This is a genomic window from Chitinophaga japonensis, from assembly GCF_007830125.1.
GTDB classification, from domain to species: domain Bacteria; phylum Bacteroidota; class Bacteroidia; order Chitinophagales; family Chitinophagaceae; genus Chitinophaga; species Chitinophaga japonensis.
In genome coordinates, this window is record NZ_VLLG01000002.1 from 318,795 (window position 1) to 339,514 (window position 20,720).

At 45.9% G+C, this 20,720-nt stretch carries 19 protein-coding genes and 1 tRNA gene; 6 read left to right on the plus strand and 14 right to left on the minus strand.

Going from position 1 to position 20,720, the window contains the following annotated elements:
* Window positions 1–61 precede the first annotated feature (61 nt).
* The 3 genes from LX66_RS01215 to LX66_RS01225 form a co-directional block, all read right to left on the minus strand.
* On the minus strand, window positions 62–394 hold the full coding sequence (locus LX66_RS01215; protein ID WP_145710070.1) for a hypothetical protein: 333 nt from the start codon (window positions 392–394) through the stop codon (window positions 62–64).
* Window positions 395–481: 87 nt separating this feature from the next.
* On the minus strand, window positions 482–2,068 hold the full coding sequence (locus tag LX66_RS01220; protein ID WP_145710071.1) for a DUF1501 domain-containing protein: 1,587 nt from the start codon (window positions 2,066–2,068) through the stop codon (window positions 482–484).
* 21 nt (window positions 2,069–2,089) lie between these two features.
* A complete protein-coding gene (locus tag LX66_RS01225) occupies window positions 2,090–3,736 on the minus strand; it encodes a DUF1800 domain-containing protein (protein WP_145710072.1) in 1,647 nt (548 codons plus the stop codon).
* 1,131 nt (window positions 3,737–4,867) lie between these two features.
* On the opposite strand from LX66_RS01225, the gene LX66_RS01230 reads away from it, so the two are divergent.
* Window positions 4,868–5,668: a S24 family peptidase gene (locus tag LX66_RS01230; protein WP_145710073.1), complete on the plus strand. Its 801-nt coding sequence runs from the start codon at window positions 4,868–4,870 to the stop codon at window positions 5,666–5,668.
* A gap of 21 nt (window positions 5,669–5,689) precedes the next feature.
* On the opposite strand, the gene LX66_RS01235 is transcribed toward LX66_RS01230, so the two are convergent.
* The 3 genes from LX66_RS01235 to LX66_RS01245 form a co-directional block, all read right to left on the minus strand.
* Window positions 5,690–6,142, minus strand: coding sequence for a DinB family protein (locus tag LX66_RS01235; RefSeq protein WP_145710074.1), 453 nt, complete (start codon window positions 6,140–6,142; stop codon window positions 5,690–5,692).
* Between the two features lie 49 nt (window positions 6,143–6,191).
* A complete protein-coding gene (locus LX66_RS01240; protein ID WP_145710075.1) occupies window positions 6,192–8,651 on the minus strand; it encodes an ABC transporter permease in 2,460 nt (819 codons plus the stop codon).
* Between the two features lie 175 nt (window positions 8,652–8,826).
* Window positions 8,827–10,005 carry a thiolase family protein gene (locus LX66_RS01245; protein ID WP_145710076.1) on the minus strand — a complete coding sequence of 393 codons (1,179 nt, stop codon included), beginning with the start codon at window positions 10,003–10,005 and terminating at the stop codon, window positions 8,827–8,829.
* 107 nt (window positions 10,006–10,112) lie between these two features.
* Between LX66_RS01245 and LX66_RS01250 the strand changes: the two genes are divergently transcribed.
* Window positions 10,113–10,185, plus strand: a tRNA-Lys gene (locus LX66_RS01250).
* On the opposite strand, the gene LX66_RS01255 is transcribed toward LX66_RS01250, so the two are convergent.
* Window positions 10,175–11,701 carry a recombinase family protein gene (locus tag LX66_RS01255; protein WP_145710077.1) on the minus strand — a complete coding sequence of 509 codons (1,527 nt, stop codon included), beginning with the start codon at window positions 11,699–11,701 and terminating at the stop codon, window positions 10,175–10,177. The two genes, LX66_RS01250 and LX66_RS01255, sit on opposite strands and share 11 nt — an antisense overlap.
* Before the next feature lie 298 nt (window positions 11,702–11,999).
* Between LX66_RS01255 and LX66_RS01260 the strand changes: the two genes are divergently transcribed.
* Window positions 12,000–12,674, plus strand: coding sequence for a hypothetical protein (locus tag LX66_RS01260; RefSeq protein WP_145710078.1), 675 nt, complete (start codon window positions 12,000–12,002; stop codon window positions 12,672–12,674).
* A gap of 93 nt (window positions 12,675–12,767) precedes the next feature.
* Entirely contained in the window at window positions 12,768–13,262 is a 495-nt protein-coding gene (locus tag LX66_RS01265) for a hypothetical protein (RefSeq protein WP_145710079.1), read from the plus strand.
* 170 nt (window positions 13,263–13,432) lie between these two features.
* On the opposite strand, the gene LX66_RS01270 is transcribed toward LX66_RS01265, so the two are convergent.
* Complete coding sequence (locus tag LX66_RS01270; protein WP_145710080.1) at window positions 13,433–13,789, minus strand: response regulator; 357 nt, start codon at window positions 13,787–13,789, stop codon at window positions 13,433–13,435.
* 30 nt (window positions 13,790–13,819) lie between these two features.
* A complete protein-coding gene (locus tag LX66_RS01275; RefSeq protein WP_145710081.1) occupies window positions 13,820–14,071 on the minus strand; it encodes a hypothetical protein in 252 nt (83 codons plus the stop codon).
* Between the two features lie 404 nt (window positions 14,072–14,475).
* On the opposite strand from LX66_RS01275, the gene LX66_RS01280 reads away from it, so the two are divergent.
* Both LX66_RS01280 and LX66_RS01285 read left to right on the plus strand, forming a co-directional pair.
* The gene (locus LX66_RS01280) at window positions 14,476–14,751 is read left to right on the plus strand and encodes a hypothetical protein (RefSeq protein ID WP_145710082.1); all 276 of its coding nucleotides are present in this window, start codon (window positions 14,476–14,478) and stop codon (window positions 14,749–14,751) included.
* A gap of 103 nt (window positions 14,752–14,854) precedes the next feature.
* Window positions 14,855–15,802 carry a hypothetical protein gene (locus LX66_RS01285; RefSeq protein WP_145710083.1) on the plus strand — a complete coding sequence of 316 codons (948 nt, stop codon included), beginning with the start codon at window positions 14,855–14,857 and terminating at the stop codon, window positions 15,800–15,802.
* Between the two features lie 35 nt (window positions 15,803–15,837).
* On the opposite strand, the gene LX66_RS01290 is transcribed toward LX66_RS01285, so the two are convergent.
* The 5 genes from LX66_RS01290 to LX66_RS01310 form a co-directional block, all read right to left on the minus strand.
* On the minus strand, window positions 15,838–17,121 hold the full coding sequence (locus LX66_RS01290; protein ID WP_145710084.1) for a hypothetical protein: 1,284 nt from the start codon (window positions 17,119–17,121) through the stop codon (window positions 15,838–15,840).
* A gap of 349 nt (window positions 17,122–17,470) precedes the next feature.
* Complete coding sequence (locus LX66_RS01295) at window positions 17,471–18,016, minus strand: hypothetical protein (protein WP_145710085.1); 546 nt, start codon at window positions 18,014–18,016, stop codon at window positions 17,471–17,473.
* A gap of 19 nt (window positions 18,017–18,035) precedes the next feature.
* The gene (locus tag LX66_RS01300; protein WP_145710086.1) at window positions 18,036–19,088 is read right to left on the minus strand and encodes a relaxase/mobilization nuclease domain-containing protein; all 1,053 of its coding nucleotides are present in this window, start codon (window positions 19,086–19,088) and stop codon (window positions 18,036–18,038) included.
* Window positions 19,085–19,465, minus strand: coding sequence for a plasmid mobilization protein (locus LX66_RS01305; RefSeq protein ID WP_145710087.1), 381 nt, complete (start codon window positions 19,463–19,465; stop codon window positions 19,085–19,087). Before LX66_RS01305 ends, LX66_RS01300 begins: the two co-directional genes overlap by 4 nt.
* 119 nt (window positions 19,466–19,584) lie before the next feature.
* Window positions 19,585–20,526, minus strand: a complete 942-nt coding sequence (locus LX66_RS01310; protein WP_145710088.1) for a toprim domain-containing protein — start codon at window positions 20,524–20,526, stop codon at window positions 19,585–19,587.
* Window positions 20,527–20,720: the final 194 nt, after the last annotated feature.

A 20,720-nucleotide genomic window follows, 5' to 3' on the forward strand; every position in this document is an offset into this window, starting at 1 on the left:
AAATGAAGCAATAATGCGCCAATAGCAGCCAGCTATCAGCTTTTAGCAGTTAATGAGGAAGTCAGATAAAACGTGCCGGGGGCGCACGGAGGGATGCATCTGCATAGCGCAGCTTCTCTACCACGGGAATGTAGGGCAGTGCGTAGGTCCACAGCACGGAGCGTACCGGGGCCTGGTAGTGAAAGCTGATCTGGTTGTAAGGCTCTACGCCTATCTGCAGAAAATCGCAGTGCTGGTGCTTGATGGAGAAAGCGGTACCGTCGTAAGCGGCATGGTCGTCCCTGGTGTCCTCATGCGGCACCAGCAGGTGCAGGAACTCCCGGGGCGTAATATGCAGCGCAAACACTCCCAGGAGTATGACAGCCAGTATCTTATGTAGCCATTGCCTTTTCACTCGACAGCTTCTTGAAGAGCAAAGATAGCAAAAAAGCTCCGTTTGCAACAGTGTTGCGTAAATAAGTGATGAACGGTACCTTTCCGGCTACCGGACCTTCAGCATGGTGCGCACCTGCTGGGTGGCCCCGTTCTGGAAGCGGGCATAGAACACGCCATTGGGCAGATGTTCACCGTCAAAGGTAATGGTGTACTCACCCGGCGTATGCACATTATTGACAGGCACCTGCAGCAAACGGCCCATGGTATCAAATATCTGGATCATGGTGTGCCCGCCTTTTGTTTTATACTTGATGTAGGTTTTATCGGTAAAGGGATTGGGATAGTTGGTGATATAGTTGTTGCCGGCATTCTGGTTGATATCGTCTGTTCCGGTGATCAGTCCGCAGGCGATGCCGCTCACAATAGGCAGGCGCTGGTAATCTTCCAGCAGGATGGTTTTCAGGTCGGCTTCCTTTACGCAGAACCACTGTTCCAGTATGGAGGCGTATACCGAACGGAAATCGTACTGCATGGGAATATTATCGTTCACGGAGGAAGCGTCCGGGATGTTGGGCGAGTTGCCCAGCACGCCCTGCAGCACATAATCCCCGAAAACGACCATCGGCGCGGCCGCACCGTGGTCCGTGCCCATACTGCCGTTGGATTTGATACGGCGGCCGAACTCGGAGAAGGTCATGCCCACTACGCGGCGGGAGGCCTTGAGCCGTGTAAGATCATCCATAAATGCCTTCACGGCATCGCTCACACCGCCCAGCAGGTTGGCGTGCAGGCCGGTGGCGGTATCACCCGCATTAGCCTGGCTGGCGTGCGTATCGAAACCGCCGGTGCTTACCATGTACATGCGGGTCTTTAAACCGCCCGCTATCAGCCGGGCCACTATCTTCAACTGCCTTCCCAGGCTGGTATCGGGATAAGGTCCCTGCTGGGTCACCTTGCTGGCGGCCAGCTTGATGGTATCGCTGTATTTATCGGCCTGTTTGGCGATCAGGCGTATGTAGGTCAGCTCATCGCCCCAGTGCGTGTTGGGCACCGGGTCCTGCTGGGGATTTTCCAGCAGGTCGTAAAAGTCGGTAGCGCTGGTAATGGCCACACCCATATTGGCTGCCGGGCCCTGGAAGGCCGGCGATATGATGGAACCTATCTGGATGGCCAGCGGGTCCGGCGCATCGGCATTCGGGAAACCTTCCGGGAAATTGGGATACTCAAAGTTGAGATAACGGCCTCCCCAACCGGTGGTCAGCACCTCGTTGGCATTGGAGCCGGTGATCCAGATGTCCGTAGCGCGGAAATGCGAAAAGTTGGGAGATGGATAGCCCACACTCTGTATGATACAGGCCTTGCCATCGTTGTACAGCTCCTGGATGCCTGTCATGGCCGGGTGGAGGCCTGTCTTTATATTGTTGACCAGGGGAAGCACCTGACCCTGCTGGATAGCGATGTTGGCGCGGGCAGCCTGGTATTTATCGTACACGTCCAGGGGAATTACCATGTTCAGGCCATCATTACCGCCGGTGAGCTGTATCATTACCAGCACATGGTCATTGTCCGTAGCAGCGCCCTGCAAGGCAGACAGCAGCGGAGATGCGGCAAATGCCTTTACCGAGAAGCCGTCAATGAAGGATGGCAGTACGGTGGCGGACGCAGTATATTTGAGAAATTCTCTTCTACGCATATTGAGAGGTCTTTCAGAAGGTCAGGATAATTGGTATTCAGACAAATTCATGATGTATTTATACAATGCCCGCAGGCGTGATTCCACTACTCCCCTGAGGTTGGCATCGCCGGGGCTACCTTTATAAGCCAGCCAGGCATTGGTCCAGTAATAGTCACTGTTAGGATTCTGTCCGCTGAGCAGGATGTTGTTTTTCAGGAAGTCGCGCAGGTTATCGGAAACGTCTACACGATACAGCAGGTCCAGGGAGTCTTTTACCAGCGCTACCGGGTCAGAAGGATCGGACAACTGGTCTGCAAAGGCCAGCACATCTATGCTCAATCCCATGGCGCCCTGGCCGCTGACCAGCATATCGGAGAACATATTGCGTTTAGGGAAGGTATCTGTATTGATCCACAGCTCGTGGAACTGCGGCTCCTGGTAATAGGCATCCCAACCGGCTACCAGCGGCGGGTCGCCGATATTCTGCAGCATACGGGCGGCGGTATCCTGCACGTAGTGCCAGGCATCGTACGCCATGCTGTAGTCTGAAGCAGGCGGGAACTGCACGCTGAACTCCCGGCAGAGGCCCACGCAGAAATCGATGGGGCTTTTGATCAGGCAGGACATGTTCAGGGGATCGTAGAAATGCTCGCTCCTGAACAGGGTACTGAGCACCGGCAGTATTTCATAATTGTTGTTGCGGAAAATGTCTGCCAGCGGCGCAATGACGTTCTGCTCCACCGCATCATCTATCTTGTAGTAGATGAAGTAGCGGTATATCTTCCGCACGATGAACCTGGCGGCTTCCGGCTGGGAGAAGATGATATCCAGCAGGTCATTCAGCTCCTGGCGGCCATTGGGCCCGGTTCTGCCGGTTACCTGCTGCTCGCCATAAAACGCAGACAGTTTTTTATTGGTAAAATCGTGCTGGGTGCTGTCGAAGTAGCTGGTAATGGTATTAGAATCCACGCGGTAGCCGGTGAGCACGCGGGCAGTGGCCCTTACATCCTCCTCGGTATAATGGGAGTCCGGTCCTTTACCTACGGTAAAGAGCTCGTGCAGCTCGCGGGCGTAGTTCTCGTCCGGGGCTTCCTTGCCGTTCAGGTAACCGTTGAGGTATATCAGCATGGCAGGGTCCAGAGTAATGGCCTCTGTCATGGTCTTAAAGTTGCCCAGGGCATATTGCCGCAGGGTGGCGTTGTATTTATACACATACCGCAGATCTGTTACGGTTTGCGTTTCAGTAACGAAGTGGTTGTGCCAGAAAAGCACCATTTTTTCGTGTATGCTTCTGGGTTGGTTGAGCATTACGCCCAGCCACCAGGCTTTATAGGAGTTGCGACGATTCTGGTCCAGCTCATCATCATCCGTGTAGGACGCTGAGTTGACCCAGGTAGCGCCGGGCGCGATACCCGTAGCGTCGTTACCGTAGTTGTTGACGGGCGGTTGCGGGGCAGTAGCCTGCGGTGTGAGCAGGGCGTCTACAGCCTGGTCCATGGTCATTCCTTTTGCCCAGGCAAGATCTGCCGGTGAGGCGCCGAACAATGCACGTTTGAGCAAATGCACTGCCTGCGGCGTATCAAAGGTGCCGGTATAAGGACTGATCCCGGTAGTGGTACGGCCAAAGGAGGCTTTCACCGTTTTCCGGCGGGCAGGGGATAAAGTGAGGAATTGTCTGCGATCCATATTGTTACAGGATATGGTTATAGCGGATTATGTTATGGCGATATAGATAACGGCACCAAATTAGTAAATTTTTTAATTTATAGGGATTATTTTATTTGAAAAAATGGAGAAGGAAGTAAAGGCGTGTGGGAACGATGACAATGGTGATAATTGTATACTATTGTGAACCAAAATGTCTGAAGCGCAGAATTTTAAAAAAGAGGCTACTTTAAGTAGTACTTTTTTTGATTTTCTCCGCTTTTATTAAGGTAAAAACTCTCGCTGTTACATTGTCGGTGAGCAATATTTTGGTGGAAAAATGTTTATGCAAAAAAAATTCTCATCTTAATGAGCATCAGTCAACTGTCTTAGGGTAATTTACCTCTTACTTGAGAAATTTCTTTTTGTTCAAAATGGGTTCTTTTTTATTTTTGATGATCTTTTTTTGTTGCGGAATAATTTGATTTCTCGGCTGTGCTGAGATAAAAAAACTGAATAAGGGACTTAACATTCCCCTTACTCAGTAATAACTATGAAAACAAAAAAAGATGCGCCTGTTAACAGGCGCAAAAAAAGTGTCGGATTTTTTTCATTCCGGTTTCGCCGGATGTTTTCGTTGTTCTTCTTTTGGCGAAGTAAAGAATAACAAATTCCGCAACACTCGTATCACTTAAGCAATACCCTTGGGTTTCTACTCAAGGGTTTTTATTTTGATAATAAAATTCTCAAAATAAAACCAACCATTTGTTAACTCCTGGTTAATGCAAATATAAATTTGCAAAATGATAATCACAATATCAATACGAAACAATCTGGAACATATATTTGTTAACAAGTCGTTAACATAACTATCTATCTATTTATCAATGCATTAATTATTAAGCACTTACCGTCTTCTTATATATTGTTAATATAGTACCATTATTTGTTAATATACAATCACACTCCTCTTCGGTCTACTCCTGTAGCTGGTCAGCTTTTACTTCTTCCGAAAATTATTCGTATTATCGCATTGACAACTAGGTGATCATTATTGAATTTGTATTTTACTATTGTAAATAAATATGTTATACATCTTTACTTTCTCAATGCAATATACAATACTCTGTAAAATAGCCCAATAACAATACAGTATTCTGTACATTTTTTTAAATGGAAAGTGTAACCAAAAGATTCATAGAATTTTACAAGTATCTCGAATCAAAAGGGTTAATTAAGAATGCAACCGATTTTGAAAGGCGGACCGGTGTTAGTAAGTCAATGGTTACAGAATTAATAAAAAGCAGAACTAAAGTTGGCCCCATTACACTTTACAAGACCTTATCAAAATTTGATCAGTTGGATTGCAACTGGTTATTTCATGGAAAGGGGAAAATGTTGGTATCTGATAATCTTTCCCTGCCTGACAACGACATTCCCACAATAGTTACCGTAGATAATGAAGGAAAGGATAATGTCCTATACGTTAATGTAAAAGCCGCAGCCGGTTATTTGAGCGGGTATGCCGACCCTGAATTTATAGCCTCCTTGCCGGCTTTTAGCTTGCCTCAGTTAAAAGATGGTACTTACCGTATGTTTGAAGTGAATGGACACTCTATGTATCCTACTTATCATGATAAAGATATTGTCATATGCCAATTCGCCAGCCGTTCCCGTATAAAAAGTAATCAACCCTATGTAGTAGTAACCAAGCAGGATGGCCTTTTAGTAAAGCGGGCTTTTAATCGTGTAAAAGAAGAAGGAAAGATTTTTTTGCTATCGGATAATCAAACCATTAAAGATGAATACCCGATCATACCATTGGACGCCGAAGATATCCTGGAAATGTGGAAGGTAGTCTGGTCCATTAGTCCTCAAACAGAAGCTCGTACTGACATTCGCTCCACGATTGATGAAATGAAAGCTATTATTGCCAGACTGGAAGAACAATTAAAACATACAGATCACGAATAGCCCTTGCCATTGTCGACAGGCTCACACTCCCTCATCCAGCAGCCTCCGGTGATAATTCACCTGCCCTAAATGATACGCCAGATGCGTAGCCAGGTGCACCAGGAAATAGCCGGTGGACATTTTTTCTTTGAACACCACTAAGGGATATTCCTTATCCAGGTCGGCGTCTGTAAGCTGGTCCAGTGCGGCGTCCACCACATCGGCAGTAGCAGCTATCCTTTCCAGCAACTCCTGTTTGGGAACATCTTTCAGGGAAAACTCTTCCGGCCGGTTCCTGACATAGCCGGTTTTACCGATTTCCGCGCCGATAAAAGCATTGAGGTTACCGACCAGGTGCAGGCAGAGATTACCGCCGCAGTTGGCGATCCCTTTTTCTATATGCCAGAGCTGTTGCTCGCTGTTGTAGGCAGCTATCTCTTCTTTGAGCTTTTCCAGGTCGCGGCGGAACATGGCCTTCAATACGGGAATCAACATACGTTGTTTTTCACGCAAGATACGACATGCTGCTTTTAACAACGCCCTGCTATTCTGACCGCAGGCTCTTCACGGGGTTCATCAGCGCGGCCCGTACAGCCTGTGTGCTTACCGTCAGCAATGCTGTGATCACGGCAAAAGCGCCGGCTGCTGCGAATATCCAGCCGCTGATCTGCACCCGGTAGGCAAAATCATCCAGCCACCGGTGCATGCAGTACCAGGCAAGCGGACTGGCTATCAATATGGCGATCAGCACCAGGCGGATAAAATCCTTTGAGAGCATGGCGGTAATATTTAACACGGATGCGCCCAGCACTTTGCGGATACCGATCTCGCGGGTACGCTGCTGGGCGGCAAAAGCGGCCAGACCCAGCAGTCCCAGGCAGGAGATGAATATGGCAATGGCAGTAAACGAGCTGACTATACGGGAAGTGCGGGCCTCTGCCTGGTAATTATGCTGGAAATCCTGGTCCAGGAAAGTATACTCAAAAGGCTCATCCGGGCAGAGGGTCTGCCACTGGCGGGATAAAAACTGCAGCGCTTCATCTACCCGCGCTGCCTGTACGTGTACCACCAGGTAGTTATAGTAGTCATTCCTGCTCAGGAAGAACAGGTAGGGCCGGATGGGATGGCGCAGGTCCTGGAAATGAAAATCCTTTACCACGCCTACGATCTCGTAGGTTTCGGACACCTGCTCTTTTAGCTCCCACTTCAGCTTTTGCCCGATGGCCTTATCCGGCGGTATGGACAGCTCCCGCAGCGCGGCTTCATTCACCACGATCCGGCCGCTGGTATCGCTCATGAACTTTTCGGAAAACATGCGCCCCTGCAATAGCCGGAAGCCCATCATCTGCATAAAACCGGGAGCCACCCAGTTGGCATTGATATGCTTCCCTTCCGCCACTGTTTCCTCCGCCTTGTGCACACTGAAATTCTGCGGGTTGAAAATACCGGGATAGGACATGGCGCCGGCTGCACCGGCTACCAGGTGGCTCTGCAGCACGCTGTTGCGGAGCGGCGTATAGGCGTTGTGCGCATCCTCCGTGCGAAGGGGAATGACGATCTGCTGGTCTTTTGTAAAACCCAGGGGCTTGTTGCGCAGAAACTGCATCTGCTCCCGGATCATCAGGGTGGCCAGCACCAGGCCAATGGAAATCACAAACTGGAATACCACCAGGGCCCTGCGCAGCGCGACAGCGGACATCGCATTGACAAACCTTCCTTTCAGCACCTGCACAGGATTGAAAACAGAAAGGTAAAATGCTGGATAGCTGCCGGCCAGCAGGCCCGTTAAAAGCGCCAGGGCCACAAATCCTCCCAGGATATCCGGCGCGAGCAGTACAGCGGCGCTGAGTGTTTTATCCGTCAGTTGATTGAACAATGGCAGCGCCAGGAGCACCATGCACACCGCCATTAGCAAGGCCGCGAACGCCAGGAGAACGGCTTCCCCCAGGAACTGCCTGACCAGGGACCCTTTGTCTGCACCCATTACCTTCCGGACGCCAACTTCGGCAGCGCGACGCACGGAGCGCGCGGTGGACAGGTTCATAAAGTTAATGCAGGCAATGAGGAGCGTAAGCAGGGCAATACTGCCCAGGATATAGAGATAGGTGCTGCTGCTGGTGGGCGTCACCACATTATCCAGCTTGTCGTAAAGGTGCACATCCGTTACGGGTAAGAGGGAGAGCTGCTTCGTATAGCCCGCCGCCGCCAGGTCTTTATTGGCATGCCTTTCCATAAAAGCCGGGAACTTGCCTTCCAGCTTTTGGGCGTCTGCACCGGGACGGAGGCGCAGGTAGGTCACGAACATATTGTTAAAGGAGAAGTTGAGCGGACGGCTGCGGAGGAACTCCCCTACCCAGCCGGCGGACATCGGTACAAAAAACCGGGCGTTGATATGCGAGCGATGGCTTTCATCCCTGTATACCCCCGTTACTCTAAACAGCGCGCCGCCGCCGGTATCACCGCCTACTGTGATGGTTTTGCCCAGGGCCGTCGCATTCCCGAAGAGCTTGCGGGCCAGCGGCAGGGATAATACGATGGCATCAGGGTCGCGCAAAGCTGTGGCAGGACTGCCTTCCGTGAAATGATAAGTAAAAAGGTCGAAGAAGGTGCTGTCTACATTATATCCCCTGGTTTCATAGAACGAGCGTACCGGTTGGTCGGCTTCCTTTACCTGCAGCAATATCCTGGAGTCTATCACATTTTCCCAGAGCCTGGCCACCTGGGCCACTTCGGGGAATTCCGCTTTAAGGGCGGGGCCATATGCGCCGGAGATGGTGGTCAGGTCATGGAGATCCCCGCCGGAGAGGCTTCCGCCTTTGCTTTTAAGGAAATACAGTTCCCGGGCATGCTGCTGGTGCCTGTCGTACAGCAGCTCACTGCGGATGTACATCCATAAAAGCATGCAACAGGTCATACCTATTGCCAGGCCAAATATGTTGATGGCGGAAAACAGCTTGTTCCGGCGCAGATTCCGTATGGCGATCCTGAAATAGTTCTGTAGCATAAATATGGGGCACCACCAAAGCAATGCCAGAGTAATGCGCTGTTGATAATCAAAAACATAGGTGCGTTACCGGGACAGGGAGTGTCCGCTTCCGGTCACGGCTGTTCATTCCGGGACAATAGAAAACCGGCCATCACCTTTACGGTAACAGCCGGTTGCAATTTATGGCAATGCATTAATCTATCCGTTCTATCAGGCCGGCGATGCCTTGTCCGCCGCCCACACAGGCCGTGACGAGGCCATATTTCTTGTCCAGGCGTTTGAGATCATTCAGTATCTGCACGGTGAGCTTGGCGCCGGTACAGCCCAGGGGGTGCCCCAGGGCGATGGCCCCGCCATTGATGTTGACAATATCGGGGTTCATGCCCAGCTCCCGGATGACGGCTACCGACTGGGAGGCAAAAGCTTCGTTAAGCTCCACCAGGTCTACATCCTGCAGGCTTTTGCCAGCCATTTTGAGGGCTTTGGGCACGGCGGCCACGGGGCCGATACCCATAATGCGGGGATGTACGCCGGCGGAAGCACAGGCTACCAGGCGGCCGATGGGTTTCAGGTTCAGCTCCTTCATCATGGTTTCGCTCATGACGATCACAAAGGCGGCCCCATCGGATGTTTGCGAAGAATTGCCCGCGGTAACGGAGCCGCCGGCGGCGAACACCGGTTTCAGCTTGCCCAGCGCCTCCGGTGAGGTGTCGGCACGGGGACCTTCGTCGGTATCCACGGTATAGGAGCGCTTTTGCTTCTTCCCTTTCCCGTCTACATATACTTCTTCTACCGAAATGGGGAGAATGCCTTCTTTGAAATAGCCATTTTTGATGGCTTCCAGCGCTTTCTGGTGAGAACGGAGGGCAAAGGCATCCTGCTCCTCCCGGGACACTTTATACTCCCTGGCTACGGCTTCTGCGGTAAGACCCATACCCAGGTAATAATCCGGCGTGGTGCTGGCTACCTGGTAGTTGGGTACTGTTTTCCAGCCGGCAGTAGGCACCAGGCTCATGCTTTCGGTACCGCCGGCAATGATACAATGCGCCATGCCGGCCTGTATTTTGGCGGTGGCGATGGCAATGGTTTCCAGGCCGGAAGCGCAGTAACGGTTGACCGTCATGCCCGGTACCCCTTCCCCCAGCGCCCGGACAGATATCATGCGGCCTATCTGCAGGCCCTGCTCTGCTTCGGGCACCGCATTGCCCACGATCAGGTCGTCTACCCGGCCGGGCTCCAACTGGGGTACGCTCTTCAGCAGGCCGGTAATAACATCTACGGCCAGGTCGTCTGGCCGGTAAAAGCGAAAACCGCCGCGTTTGGCTTTGCCTACCGCGGTACGATAGCCGGCTACTATATAAGCTGTTTCCATATGATGCTCCTTTTTACGGAAAATGTCCGTTTTTTTATTTAAGTTAAATAACTTTTGTGAATTTTAAATCAAGGTCTTAAATTTGCAACCCTGTCAAAAAGGAAACTGACTCCGTAGCTCAGTTGGTAGAGCAGCTGACTCTTAATCAGCGGGTCTAGGGTTCGAGTCCCTACGGGGTCACCTCTGGGGACATTTCAGAAAATTTGCTGGAATGTCCCTTTTCCTTTTGCCGAAAAGCCGCGTCCATGGCGCATATAAGGCGAACAGCCTCATTGAGGCGAGGAGTTCGATAATTAAATCCGTCAAAAGTCAATTTTTCCGGGTATATCGAACTCACGATCTCCCGCTTTTCGACAATCGTTCCCTCTTCAAACAGACAATCCAGCTTTGAAACGTTATCTACGGCCTTATTGACCAAACCGTCAATCTTACTAACCGGGGCGGTATAGTTCGATAATCGTGCTTCCAGGGAGTTTATTTCGGGTTGGTATTCTGTTTTTATTTCCCGGTACTCGGCCGCTGTGATCTCCTCTTTCAGCATCAACCGCCTGGCTTTGGCAAGCTCTTTATTTAGTTCCTCCAGACGTTCCAGCATCCCCCTGTAGCCATCCATGTGGTCTTGGGTCTGGCTGTCATATTCACCGATAATCGCGGATTTGTATATCTCCGCCATACCGGGGTGAGGTACCAGTTTTTTCAATTCTACCACAAACAGCTTATTTGCATTATCCGCATTATATCTGCAACCGCAGGAAGATGTACAATGGTAATAATGATAGTATCTGTATTTGCCCCTGGACGCGCTGCCGGTTAACAACTGCCCGCAACGGGGACAAATTAGAAAACCACGTAGCGGCAAATCGTCATGTACTACTATTTGCGTACCGCGTTGCTTTCTTCTTCCGTCCAGTACGTCCTGCACTTCATAAAAAAGCGCCTCTGAAATAATAGGCTCATGCTGGCCCTTTACAAAATGGGCTTCCTCTTCCTTGTACTTGCGAATAAAAATCTTCCCGCAGTAAACAGGATTACGGATAATGATCCAAAAGCCATTTTTGCTAACCTTCAGGCCCTTTTGTTTTACCTGTTTCCAAACCTGTTCAGTAGTAAATATTCCCTTCGCCACTGTTTCAAATGCCCAACGAAGAATGTCAGCATCGGGATATTTGGGAGCTATATATTTTTTCTTACCGTCATCAGTTACCTTGTTTATGTAACCAATCGGCGCTGTCCCCATCCACCGGCCTTCCTTTTTCGCCCTGCGCATACCAAAGAAGGTATTTAAGGCTCTCCGGTCATTCTCCACTTCGGGAGCGGCAAGGTAAATAGCCAGCATCATCTTGTTTTCCGGGATGGTTAAATCCAGCGGCTGCTCTATTGCCTGCACATCCACCCCCAGCTTGGCAAGTATGCTGATCATCTGGTAGGCATCCCCGGCATTACGGCTGAACCTGTCCCACTTGGTAAACAGGATTACATCTGTCTGGCCCCTGCGCTTACGCAAATCAGACAGCAGCTTTTGCCATTCAGGGCGGCCAAAGGTCTTGGCGGAATGGTCCTCAAATATTACCCTGCGTACCTGGATGGCGTGTATTTCGCAGTACCTGCGCAACATTTCCTCCTGGTTACGCTGGCTATATCCTTTCTCCGCCTGTTCGTCCGTGCTCACCCGGATGTATAAATCTGCTATCCTCATTTCTTAAACATTGAGCTACAGCGATTTTTGCCATAGCGTAAACAAATTCCAAGATCAAAACGGCCTGTTCCCTGCTCACCTGTAAACCATGCCTTCGCAGTATTGCTACTGCTTCCTCCGGCGTCATTTTTCCCTTCATTCGTTATCATTTTCACATTATCAATCAGCACATTATTTGAACGGGTGGGTGGGTGATGGGAAGGGTTGGGATACTAATATAGTAAAGTTTTGATTAATTTCCAAATTTGGTAAAACTTTTTTTGTAAATTGTGAGTAGCAAAGTAAAAATCGGTTAAGATTGGCAAAGACATATAAAGTTACCTACAAGCCTTACTTTAATGAACGGATCAAGCCCGTTGCTTTTCACGGGGAAGATATGCACCCGCTGTACATACAGGTAACCTTTGACCGTAAATCCATATTCTTCAAAAGCTATTACTTTGACCTGTTTGCCCAGCCCAAGTATGCGGAGCTGGAAACCAATATTGATCAAATCAAAGAGCAGGAAAGCCGGTTGATTGAATATATTATCGAGAAAAATGCCGACAGCTTTAGCCTGGATAAATTCTCCGAGGACTACAAATATTACTGTACCGACCTGTTAGACCTTATAGATGAGCCATTCAAAGACTACATGGTCACTTTCTTTATGGATGAAGGATTGCCCAGATATGCCGGTATAGTACGGGCCATCTCCGACAGCCTGACGGCTATCCAGATCGTAGAAACGTTCAAGGATGGCATGAAACCGGCACTATATGCTAAAATGATAGAACATGCTGTCTATTACGCCCCGCCTTATATTCCGCTGGTAGCTTTGATCAGGAAACGGCATCCGAAAGGGTTATTGAGCTTTCCGGTATTTGAATGGAAACAGCCTGAAACGTGGGTTTTATTGAGCATTATTTTAAAGATATCCTTTCCTGAGTATGACAGAATGGAAGTGAAAAGGTATGTAGAAAAATTATTGTAATTTCTTTTTATACTATTATAAATTGCGATACATTTTCCCATGCTGCGTGGAATTTTTTAATATAATCCTGCAAATAATTTAACTCCACCCACTATGAAAAATAATTCTACTACTCATATCAACGAAAGAATAAACTGGTTAAACAATCATCTCCTCCAAGCATTAAATAGCCCTACTTTATTATACAACGATGTGCTCACAGTTAAAAGTGACGGCCTATACATAATATTCAAAGAACCAGATTCCTCGACGAGAGAATACTTATACGTTGGTCAGACCAGCCGCAAGGGAAAAATTAGGATGCGAGAGCTTGCCTCTGATTTTCGTAGCCATACTTTTAATAAGAAATTACTTGAGCAACGATTCAGAGAAATAGGAATGCAAATCGGTGTGTTGAGTAATAAAGTAAAGGCAGAATGGATTAAAAGCGGGATTATATCTGAAGAAGATTTCCGCACGCATCAACGCTATGTGAATAGCTTAATTAAAACTTCTCTTAAATTCAAATTTTATGAATACAAATATACAGATATATTGTCGTTAGAACATTTTGCCACTGCCGTATTACATCCCTTTTACAATGATTAAGAATGAACTCCGTTTAATTTTAATGAAACCGGGTAGAAACCCAGTTTCGCTATATGATATGAAATTGTTGCCCTCTTAAACCTCAATGCAAATACCTATCTCCTGTTATTAACAGGCTTAATCGTCCGTTACCTTAAATCCAATATGTCAAAGAACTTCTGTTTTATAGCTTAAAACAATTGCCTCAGTATACCCGCTATATCACTTTTACTTACCGGTTTGATCAGGCAGCCCGTAGCGCCCAACCCGAAAACGTCTACCTTTTTATCAATCAAAAGATCAGCCGTCATAATAATCACAGGTATATCCTGTAACTGCCGATCTTCTTTCAGCAGCTTCAATAAGGTTTCCCCGTCCATGTCCGGGATAACCATGTCCATCATAATAAAGGCTGGAAGAACTTTACAAGCTATAGCCAGCCCGTCTGAACCATTACCAGCCAGGTGCAGCTTTATACTCATATCCGCCATATACAGGGATATTAGCCGTTGCTCTATTGGGTTATCCTCTATGTAAAGTGCTTCCATCCGAACAGGCTTTTCATTACGGGTATGCTATTACCTCCTGGGCCTGCGATATCTACCGCAATAATCCCATACCTCATTAAAGACTTCATCCAATACGTCCATTATCTTTTCCCTTTCGGCGTTGCTTATTGTTGTAACATGCCTCAGCTCACGGTAAAAAGTCGGGGTACTCCAGGAGCATTCCTCCCCTACCTTGTCCCTGAAAAGGTTAGGTAGTGCTGTCAGCTTCAGGTGAATGTCTTTTAGCATATTATCCGGCACTGCGCCTATTATCCTTTTCATAGCAAGCAGATTTGAAAGTGTTAGATAATAGTTAGGTGCTGCGCAAAAAAAGAGCGCAGGACTCAACTTGCGATGCCTGTACGCCGTCGGAAGCCCAGGTCATCAACAAGCGAGCCTGCGCCATTAGGTGCAGGCATCGCCCTACTCAATCCCGGGCTTCCGACGGCGTACGGGACGAGAACGATGGCAATGCGGATAGTTCATTTATGAAGAACCGCAAAGCTAATATTTTCCTTGGTATGCCTGAAAACAGTGTGTCAGGCCCCACAACACCACAAAGATAAGGAAGAATTAAAAGGAAACGCTACTAATGATAATCAATTTGATAATGATAATTAAACACTTTGATTACTATTAATAATCATTTCATTATGCTTTACAATATTTTTTGCTACTTTAACTATATGGCAAAGGATAAGCGATATAATGCTATTAAGGAACTCATAGAACGGGGCGGGATCAGCGATTTCAATAAGATTTTTGATATTATGCCGCCGTCTACAATGGCGAGACATTTAGGTATAAATTACAACAATTTCACGAAAAGGCAGGCGGATTGCGGGAGGTTTACCGTGAAAGAGATAATGAAAATGGCAGAGCTGATTGGTGTGGATGATGTGGTAGTAGCGAAATTAGTGATTGAGGCGAGTAGGAGGCAGAAAAACAAGAAGTTAAAGTAATCTGCAAATGACAATCTGAACCAACGGCTCGAGAGCTAAAATTGTATTCAGACGTTAATCGAAATGCAAGATACTTCCGACCTAACCTAATGACGATTTAAATATGTCCAAAAATACTTTGAAATTTGACATACTTGAAAATGGTTTGGATTATGTCAAGTCTGGTACAGAACATATAATAAAAGAACATGATTTTACAGCATACAAATATGCTATATTACATCTTTCAGCAGGAGTTGAACTTATTCTAAAAGACAGAATAAGACGAGAACATTGGACGCTGATATTTGACAATATAAACCAAGCAAAATACTCTCTACTATCATCAGGAGACTTTAAAAGTATTGATTTTGAAACCATTTTAAACAGGTTGGTAAATATCTGCGTAATTGAAATATCCGATAAGGATATACGAATCCTAAAAGACCTACGTAACCTCCGAAATAAAATTCAACATTTTGAATTTACAATTAATGTTCAAGCAGTTAGATCCGTATGTTCTAAAGTACTCAGTATAGTATTAAACTTTGTAAATACCAATTTCGAAAGAAAACATTTGTCAATAAGTGCGAAGAACTATATTGATGAACTAAGAGAACTTCAGGGCAAGTTTAGTGAATACGTAAAATTAAGAACTGCTCAAATAAAAGAACTTTTGACTCAAGCAGCAAAAAAAGGGAAAATTGAAATTTGTCCTATGTGCAGGCAACCTGCGTTAATTATTAATGAGGAACACTGTGCATTCTGTGGATACACGGATGCTCCGGAGAACATAGCAGTCCTTTACGCTGAAAATATCTTAGATGAAAGCGCTCATATAGCAGCAATGCATGGTGGTGAATTTCCTGTATATGACTGCCCTTATTGTGAATGCACAGATACAATGGTAAAAAAAAATGACGAGTTCATTTGTTTCAATTGTGGGGTTCAAAGCCATGAAACTGATTTCTGCTATTGTTGCGAATGCGGCGAATTATTCCTTAAAAAGGACGATGAAGATATCGAAATATGTGAAACATGCTGGGACAATAAGCTGAATTCCAGTGATTGATTGGGAGCAGGTGCTCTTTCTTTATTCTGTTTCATTTATGATTTGATAATCAATTCATATATCTTTTCACGTCTTGAAGATGTGTATTTCTCAACTTTTGGAACAAAGCTTTTATCATCAGTATTTTCATTGATAAATAAGAACTCTCCCTCTTCATCAATAGTTCTTGGGTCAAAGATTATGTTCATTTTCAATATGTATTTTGAGAAAAAGTCTCCAAATGCGTATGATTTAAAATGTATATTTTCCACATAACCACCTTCGTGTATATTGAAAGATCCAACTAATAACTCGGCATTTTTTCTGTCAAAGCCAGCATAAAACTTAGCATGAAAATCAGTTTTCAATAAGGCTTTTTTCTCTGTTAATTCATCTACGGTCGGATTTAATAACCCATAATGTTTTAGTACATTTATGTCTAAACCAGTGTTTGCTGAGCCTTCAAGAAAAGAATTAAGCGTCGCTTTTCGTGTTAACAAAGTTGTCTTATGTGGCAATGTATTTTTTAAAATCCAATTCCAAAGTTCAACGCGTTGTGCCTCACTATTTTTAAAGTCAAAGCCAATAAAGGGAACTGCCAAGAAAACTCTATTATAGTAAACCTGCCATCTTATCAAAAGCTTTTGAAGTACTGATAGACAATTGTCTCTGTTATAAATACCATCAATCGTATATTCTAAATCTGCTCCTAAAACATCTATTAAAATTAATTCATGTCCCTCCTGAATGGGTAATTCACTTTCTTTGAATGCTTTATATAATACTGCTTTAGTATCAAACCCACAAGAACATTTATAGTCTATTGTGACAATTATACTATCTGGATTTCCGGCACTCCCTTTAACATAGTAGTTTAAATACTCCTTTATAGCATTGTTTATTGAGGGCAATTTACTCGGGAGTTGAGAATAAAGTATTGGTTCAAGATGCGTTTTGCATTTTGGACAGAAAAAAATGTTTTCCTCTATATCGTTAAAACTAGTTTTTTCATACTCACCTGTTTGAGTAAATAATAAATTCTCATAAGAGAAATCATTAGGAAAGCTCTCCAAGCCATGTTTTTTTAATACTTCTTTCTTTGAGTCAGGTATATCATTATCCCAAGTGTCTAAAATTTTTGCTCCCTTTTCAACAGATGAATAGTCATCAGGATTTTTTACGCTATATGGAAATTTCGTCTTGCACCTTTCACATTCCAAAATCCATCCACCACTATCGTTTACACCGCCTGGTACTTTACCAACTGAGAGTTGAATATTTGCTTTACAAGAAGGGTTGGGGCATTTTACCACCACTGTATTATGAATAATGTCAAACATGATTTCTTTTTAGTTAATTTCTGCAAATATGATCGTTAACACTTGCCTTTTGCGAAGACAGGAAATTTATTGCGATCCAGCCAATGCAAATATTCATTGAAAATACGTTGTTAAAGTTATGGACTAAAGTTAAATCGAATATTGGGTTCCTCTAAGCAATCATTATAAAATATGCCTGTTCCTGAGAAAATTAATAATCTCTGTCTTTGTAGATGTCGTGAAGCCATAGGTTAGGGTTCAATAACTGTTGCTTAAGGCGACGAATGTGAATATACAAATTATCCCAGTGCCATCTACATAATTTAACAAAATTATTATTATTTACACATAATTAAAATCTAATGATATTTTAATTACCTGCTTTGATATAGGCACTATCCATTACCTGTTTTATTTTTCTCCCTTGACTGTCATACAGGTAGTTCCATGCTCTACTGAGCCTGTCATTTTCCAGCCGCTGTATCTTTATTTCCTTCTGATTGTCATTCCAATGGATCCCCCATTTATACGAGTTAGTGAGAAATAACATCACCGCCAACCAAAGAAACCACCGGCCAAAAACAATCTTATAAAATAATTTCACATCCTGCTCAGGAAAAAGTAACAACTGAAATTTTCGTATCACATTTTTGGGCTGACTGGCAGCGGCTAACTTCATATCTATGATGCCCTTCCTTACAATTGCCTGTATAGGCCTGGTATCCGTAGAAACGGTTACCGATTTAGGCTTATCCAGCTTTCCCTCAAAATCTTTTACTTTGTCTGTTAGACTGTTGACAGCCGAAACCAGGTCATTTATAGATTTTGAGTGCTTATCCTGCTCCTGGGTAAATTCTTCCAATACCAGCATCAAACTCTCCCTTTCTACGGTTTCTATATTTTTCTTTGGTTCCATAATATTTACATTTTAATGGTTAACGACGTAGCCCCTTCCGTTTGGCCTCTTCCTTCCTCTTTTTACGCCTGTAGCCCTCCGCCGTTAGTTCATAGGGTATCGGATCAAAAGATTGTTCCGGCTGTAAAAGTTCATCTAACAGGTTAGCGGCCTCCTTTATAACAGGAATAAAGGGGGAACGCTCTAATAGCCCTTCTGCCCTTGTTTCCTGTAGCAAACGCTGCGCGGCGGTATAATTGCGTTGTTGCGCCATACTGCGCTCAATAGCCTGCTTGTACCGCTCCTGTTCTTTTACATTAACAGCCAGCTTTTGCTTCAGGTTGAGTATCTGCTCTATCCTGGACAAAGAAAAGCCAACCTCACTGCCCTTTGTCTTTACCTTCTTATCATCAATAAATGAAATGCCCCGGCCTTTAATAACCGTGTATCCTAATTCTTTCATTCTATCCACAAATTCACTGAAATGGCTCACCTCCGTCAAAGTTTGCCGGATGTCTTTTTGTAGCCGGATCTTCCGGGAATCCTGCCGGGGTAATGACCGCTCTTTAGGAGAAAGAAAAGCGCGGGGGCTTAGGACTTCCCGTAAATGATACTGTTTCTCCAACCGGCGGCAAAGAACAGCCATCCGTTTATAACTGTTGCTATCACTGGCAACCTTGCCATCAAAGCCCACCCGGTTGGCTACAACATGAATATGTTGTTCCCTGGTATCCTTATGTAACACGCAGATATATTGGTTATCATCCACGCCGAACTCCCTTGCACATTCCCGCCCAATTTCTTCCAGTTGACTCCGGTTCAGGGTATCTCCCGGCGCCAGCCGCAGGGAGAAATGAAATACCGGTTTTTCTACCCGCCCGCTTAATTTGGCAACATCTTTAAACTGCGCCGTCAGCTCGCGTAAATTCCCGAAGCATTGATTATACGCCAACACTTCCGCCCGGTTTTCATGCTGCAGGTTATCCCTTAGAGAAAGTTCCTGCTTCTGCTTTTCGCAAAGCTCCTTTTTATCCTGAAGGCAATACCGGATACATTCAAAAAAGGAGCTGCCCGTTCCTACATATCCGATCATTGGAAGTACATTTTAATCTGGCTGGCCAGCTCCTTTAAATCTCCCGATTGCACTTTCAACATTGCCCGTTCCAGCGGGGTTAATTCCTCTATCCCGTTACGCTTTTTGGCGATCTGGTTCAGGTTAGCGGCCAAGTGATTGAGCGTACCGGTCAACGCCAATACCTGCTTAGGCAATGCTTTTTCCCGTCTGTCAATTTTTCCGGCCATGCCAATTCCCCGTAAATATTCTGATACGGAAAGGTTGGCGTTTTTAGCTTTAGCTTCTATGATACGCCTTTCGTAAAGGCTGCATTTGATTGCCAGGAATTGATCTTTTTTAACGGCCTTCCTGGGACGGCCGACGTTCCTTTTTGTTTGTACATTCTCCTCCTTCATAACCTACTTCACTTTATTTTTTGAATGCGATAGCATGAAAAAAATTCCTCACCGAATGCGGTAGCATGAGGTGAGCCAGCCGTTTTGGTTAAACCAAAACATAGCTGGCTACCCAAACTTCAGGGCCTTCTTCTCAGCCGTTGGGGTTCCTTTTGGCTGTGGTGATGGTGAACAAGCCACTCATTTAAATCCTTGTGACCATGATAAAAATCGCTGCGGTCCTGGTACTTATCACGGTCCCACTGCAAGGTTTTTTGAGTGTGGTGAATGCCGGCAGCATCCCGATCTAAAACCAGGTGTACCTTTCCATGTTGTTCCATAAGGGGACGGCTTTTCTCAAAGAAAGAAAGGGAATTGAGGATAAGACAATTTGACACCGTGTCCTGCTGATTGTTGTTAATAGTCTGGAAAGAAAGGAAGCTAAAGAAGCCCTCAAAAACGGTAATTTCTCCGGCATGGTTATCAATAAATGTAACGTCCTTGGGAGAACTGCTCCCTTTAAAATTTCCGCTACGCAGCTCGTACCCTCCCGCGTTGTTCCGAAAGCCGATCACGGTGCGCTTTTCGCCATACAAAAGAAAGTCCACCTCCTTGCAAAAACGGGTGGCAATTTCCAGCGGGATACATCGCTTTTGAAGGTACTCCAACAGGGACGGTTCCGCCAGGGGACGTGCGTCCAAAATAACAATCCGGCTCCCGCTGGCATCTTTCCTTTCACCAGCAAAAGAAGCGGGGCCGGAATGCTGACGGCTGGCATGGGTGGGCGGGTGAAGAGAAAGAGATGGGGCGGGTTGATGGTGCGACAAGCGGTCCAACAGATCACTAACGCTACAACCAAAGTATAGGGTTCCAAAATCTATCAGGTCGCCACCTTTCCCGGTTCCATGATCATACCACACATTTAGCTGGCGGTTTACTTTAAAGGACGGTGTTTTTTCCTCCCGTAGAGGGGATAAATACCAGTAATCCTGGTTCCTTACCTTTTGGGGCCGATGGCCTAATGAGGCCAGGTAATCTACGAGGTCAATCTGTTTGGCCTCGGCGCACATTAATTTTTTCATACAACACAATTTTCAGGTTCACGAATTAAGTATGCACAAAAAAGGCTCACAAGTAATTAGCTATCAAATAGCTATACTTGCAAGCCGCTTTAAATCTTCCATAAAAAAGTTCGAAAAACGTACCGGTGGGGTCACTTAATTTCCAATTAATTACAAAGGCCATCCGGAGATGGCCTTTGTAATTTGCCAACAAT